This window comes from Candidatus Symbiopectobacterium sp. (assembly GCF_020054415.1).
Lineage (GTDB): Bacteria > Pseudomonadota > Gammaproteobacteria > Enterobacterales > Enterobacteriaceae > Symbiopectobacterium.
This window is the reverse complement of sequence record NZ_JAHWCO010000598.1, coordinates 1-3,712: the sequence shown is the minus strand read 5'-3', so window position 1 is coordinate 3,712 and position 3,712 is coordinate 1. Positions and strand designations below refer to the sequence as shown.

The window sequence follows — 3,712 nt, the reverse complement described above, 5'->3', positions numbered from 1 at the left end:
TTGCATGACTGACGACGGTAACGCTGATGGCCACTTTTGCCATAACCGTGTTTTTTCACAGGAGATGTCTGTTCACAAAACGGGCATCTTACATCAACTTTAGCCACTGTATTCCACATCCAAAACCGGACATTTCACACTTCAATCAACATATTGAATACACGACCAAAATTCCGCTTTCCTGTGGGGTAAAGGCACACGAGCCACCACCGAAGAAATTTGTCGCGCCACCAGTGAAGAAACCTGCGTCGCGGCTATCGGCCCGGCGGGGGAAAATCTGGTACCGCTCTCCTGCATTCTTAATAGCCGCAACCACAGCGGTGGCGTGTGCGTAGGTGCCGTACTCGGTTCCAAAAACCTCAAAGCCATCGCGGTATGGGGTAGCCACGGCGTTAACGTCGCGAATCGCGAAGAACTCAAAGTGCTCAACGAATACATGATGACGCAGCTCATCGGTGCCAACAATAACCACGTTGTCCCGAGCACGCCGCAGGCATGGGCTGAATATTCAGACCCGAAATCGCGCTGGACCGCACGCAAAGGTCTGTACTGGCAAGCGGCGGAAGGCGGCCCGATTGAAACCGGCGAAATTCCACCGGGCAACCAGAACACCGTCGGTTTCCGCACTATGAAATCCACCTTCGATCTGGGGCCAGCCGCGGAAAAATACACGGTGAAAATGGGCGGATGTCACTCCTGCCCGATCCGCTGTACGTCGCAGCTTAACGTACCGCAAGCCAAGCAGTTTGGTGGACCGACCACCGGCGGCAACACCTGTGTCGCCAACTTTATGCACACCACCATCTTCCCCAACGGCCCCAAAGATATCGCTGAAAAAGGCGATGGCAACGTGGTCGGAAACCTGGTCGGTCTGAGCATCTTCGACGACATGGGATTGTGGTGTAACTACGGTCAATTGCATCGGGACTTCACCTACTGCCATACCCACGGCGTGTTCAAACGCGTATTGCCCGCCGAAGAGTATGCTTCCATTCCCTAGAAATTGATGGAAGAAGGCGATCTGAACTTTATCAAGGACATCTATCATCGCTTGTCCCACCGCATTGGCGAATTCATCCATTTGTCCGACTGCTCCTATTTCATCGCGGAGCGCTGGAATCTGGGACCGGAATATTGGAATTACACCAAAAACAAGCTGTGGTCGCCCATGGGCTTCCCGGTGCACCATGCCAACGAAGCTTCGACGCAGGTGGGGACAATCTTCAACTGCATGTTCAACCGTGATGCCATGACTCACACCCACATCAACTATATTGGCAGCGGTCTGCCGCTCAAGCTGCAAAAAGAGATCGCCGCTGAGCTGTTCGGCTCTGCTGATGCTTTTGACGAAACCAAAAACTACGCCCCGATCAACCTCTACAAGATTGATTACGCCAAGTGGACGCTGCTGAGAAGCTGCCTGCACGACGATGTGACGTTGTGTAACTGGGTGTGGCCGATGACGGTATCACCGCACAAAAGCCGGAACTATCGCGGCGATCTGGCAATGGAGGCGAAATTCTTTGCTGCTGTGACCGGCGAAGATACCACCGAAGCCAGCCTAGATCTGGCAGCAGAACGTATCTTCACGTTACACCGCGCATACACCGTGAAGCTGATGAACACCATGGATATGCGCCGTGAGCACGATCAGATCTGTGACTGGGTGTTCGATAAGGACCCGAAACTGCCCGCGTTCAGCGAATGCACGTACAAGATGGATCGCGAGGACGTGCAGAAATCGTTGACGATGTTCTACAGCGACATGGGCTGGGGCCCTGAACTGGGCTGTCCGACGCGTGCCGTTTTGGAACGTCTTGATCTGAAAGAGGTAGCAGACGATTTGGCAGCGCACAACCTGTTGCCGGCCTGAGTACAAGGCATCAATCATGAAAACTGTTGTGGATAACCAAACAACGCCTCCTGATGAATTGCCGGATGCGGCGCTTGCCGCCACAGAAGACGTTGCAGACAGCGATGCACCGGATATGCGCCGACGCAGGTTGCTGCTGCCGTTAAGCGGCGCACTGCGCGATGCACCGACAGCGCAGGAAACCGCGCCGACTGAGGAAGCGCCCAAGGCCGCCTACCTCGTTCTGGCGGATTACCTGCGTGGATGCTCTGCCAACGGCACGGTGGTGGATCGGCGCGAACTGTTAGCGCCGCCCTACGCGCTAACCGAAGAGGAGTTGGATGCCCTGTTGATGCAGATTCGTGCCGAAGAACAAGGCAGCGATATCGCTGAGATAGCGCAGCAGGACACGTGTTTCTACTACTCCGACCGTTACATGAACCATAACTACGCGCGGATTTTGATCTTCACGCACGAGCAGGACGCCTGCGCTACGTTGGCGCAGACCGTCCGCTTTGAGTGCGAGACCTATCCGCGTCCGTTCAAGGCCGGCATGTTGGCGCTGCACCCGTATGGATTTGATGACGACAAGATAGCAAGCACGTTGCGCTTTCTCGCCGACACCGAGGCTTATCAGGATATTCACTAGGTGGAAGCCTCCAACGGTGCCATCTATCTGTACAGCGACCGCTACATGAGTGTCGGCAAAGCCCAAGGGCTCTGTGAATGGATTGAGGTGGAACAATATGAGAACCCCTAGCCCGCGCGCCCGGTATGCGTGGATCACAATGAATAACGTACTTTCTGGGAGGCATGGAAGATGACATGCTCACGCCGTAAATTTGTCCTCGGCATGGGGTCGGTGATTTTTTTTTTCAGCGCACCGGTTTTCTCGGCATTGGGTAAAGCGGAAAAAGGCGCTCCCGTTCGCTATGCCATGATCCATGATGAAGTGAAGTGCAACGGCTGTAATATCTGTATCGTTGCCTGTCATAAGGTCAATAAGGCACCTACCGGCGCGGCGCACATGAGCATTGCGCACACTGCGATGACGCCGCCTGAGTCCGGTAATACCTATCACTTTTTCCGTCACTCTTGCCAGCAGTGCGAAGATGCACCGTGCATTACCATTTGCCCGACGGGCGCATCTTACCGCGACGACAGCAACGGGATCGTGCGGGTGGATAAGCCCAAGTGCATTGGGTGCAGCTACTGCATCTCCGCATGCCCGTATCAGGTGCGCTATCTGAACCCCATTACCCATGTGGAGGATAAATGCGACTTCTGTCTGGAATCACGTCTGATGAAAGGATTCCCGCCCATTTGCGTCAGTGCCTGCCTGCAAAATGCCCTGATTTTTGGCCGGGAGGACAGCGATGTGGTGCAGAACTGGCTGAAAACCCACGACTACTATGAGTATCAGTTGCAAAATGTGGGCAAACCGCACCTCTATCGTCGGCCTGGCCCCCATGAAGTGAAGAAGGTGAACGTATGAATATCATGCCTAACGCTGAGCAATTTCAGTCCCAGCTGTATCAGTATGTTTATCTCTACACCCCCGAATATTGGCCTATCTGGCTGATTCTGGCCGGCGTGGCGTTTGTCGGCATGCTGGGCGTGTTGGCGCTGCACGGTTTCCTGCGTTACCGCTTCGCCGCGCCGCATGCTGCCGGACACGAGGATAAGGTGTATCTCTACTCGCGGGCGGTACGTTTGTGGGGTCGTGTATTAAATATGTTGATTGCAGTGTGAAATGTCCGGTTTTGGATGTGGAATACAGTGGCTAAAGTTGATGTAAGATGCCCGTTTTGTGAACAGACATCTCCTGTGAAAAAACACGGTTATGGCAAAAGTGGCCAT

The 3,712-nt window shown here is 54.2% G+C and carries 3 protein-coding genes and 3 pseudogenes; 5 read left to right on the top strand and 1 reads right to left on the bottom strand.

Features of this window, described 5'->3' with window-relative positions; all coding sequences use genetic code 11:
* Window positions 1-107 (bottom strand): IS1 family transposase (locus QZ506_RS17490; RefSeq protein ID WP_367273027.1); only part of this gene is annotated, 107 nt, incomplete at its 3' end.
* Between the two features lie 71 nt (window positions 108-178).
* Between QZ506_RS17490 and QZ506_RS17485 the strand changes: the two are divergent.
* From QZ506_RS17485 to QZ506_RS17465, 5 genes and pseudogenes are all read left to right on the top strand, one after another.
* Window positions 179-1,873, top strand: a pseudogene (locus QZ506_RS17485) (aldehyde ferredoxin oxidoreductase); the annotation flags it as partial.
* 28 nt (window positions 1,874-1,901) lie between these two features.
* Window positions 1,902-2,501: a hypothetical protein gene (locus QZ506_RS17480; RefSeq protein ID WP_291972912.1), complete on the top strand. Its 600-nt coding sequence runs from the start codon at window positions 1,902-1,904 to the stop codon at window positions 2,499-2,501.
* A 171-nt stretch (window positions 2,502-2,672) separates the two neighbouring features.
* Entirely contained in the window at window positions 2,673-3,347 is a 675-nt protein-coding gene (locus QZ506_RS17475) for a 4Fe-4S dicluster domain-containing protein (RefSeq protein ID WP_291972911.1), read from the top strand.
* Window positions 3,344-3,571 (top strand): annotated as a pseudogene (locus QZ506_RS17470) (thiosulfate reductase cytochrome B subunit); the annotation flags it as partial. The gene QZ506_RS17475 and the pseudogene QZ506_RS17470, both read left to right, overlap by 4 nt.
* A 60-nt stretch (window positions 3,572-3,631) precedes the next feature.
* A pseudogene (locus QZ506_RS17465) lies at window positions 3,632-3,712 on the top strand (IS1 family transposase); the annotation flags it as partial.

Bases quoted from the DNA above. Each gene is read 5' to 3' on its own strand.
- QZ506_RS17475 (WP_291972911.1), top strand. From the start codon at position 2,673: ATGACATGCTCACGCCGTAAATTTGTCCTCGGCATGGGGTCGGTGATT.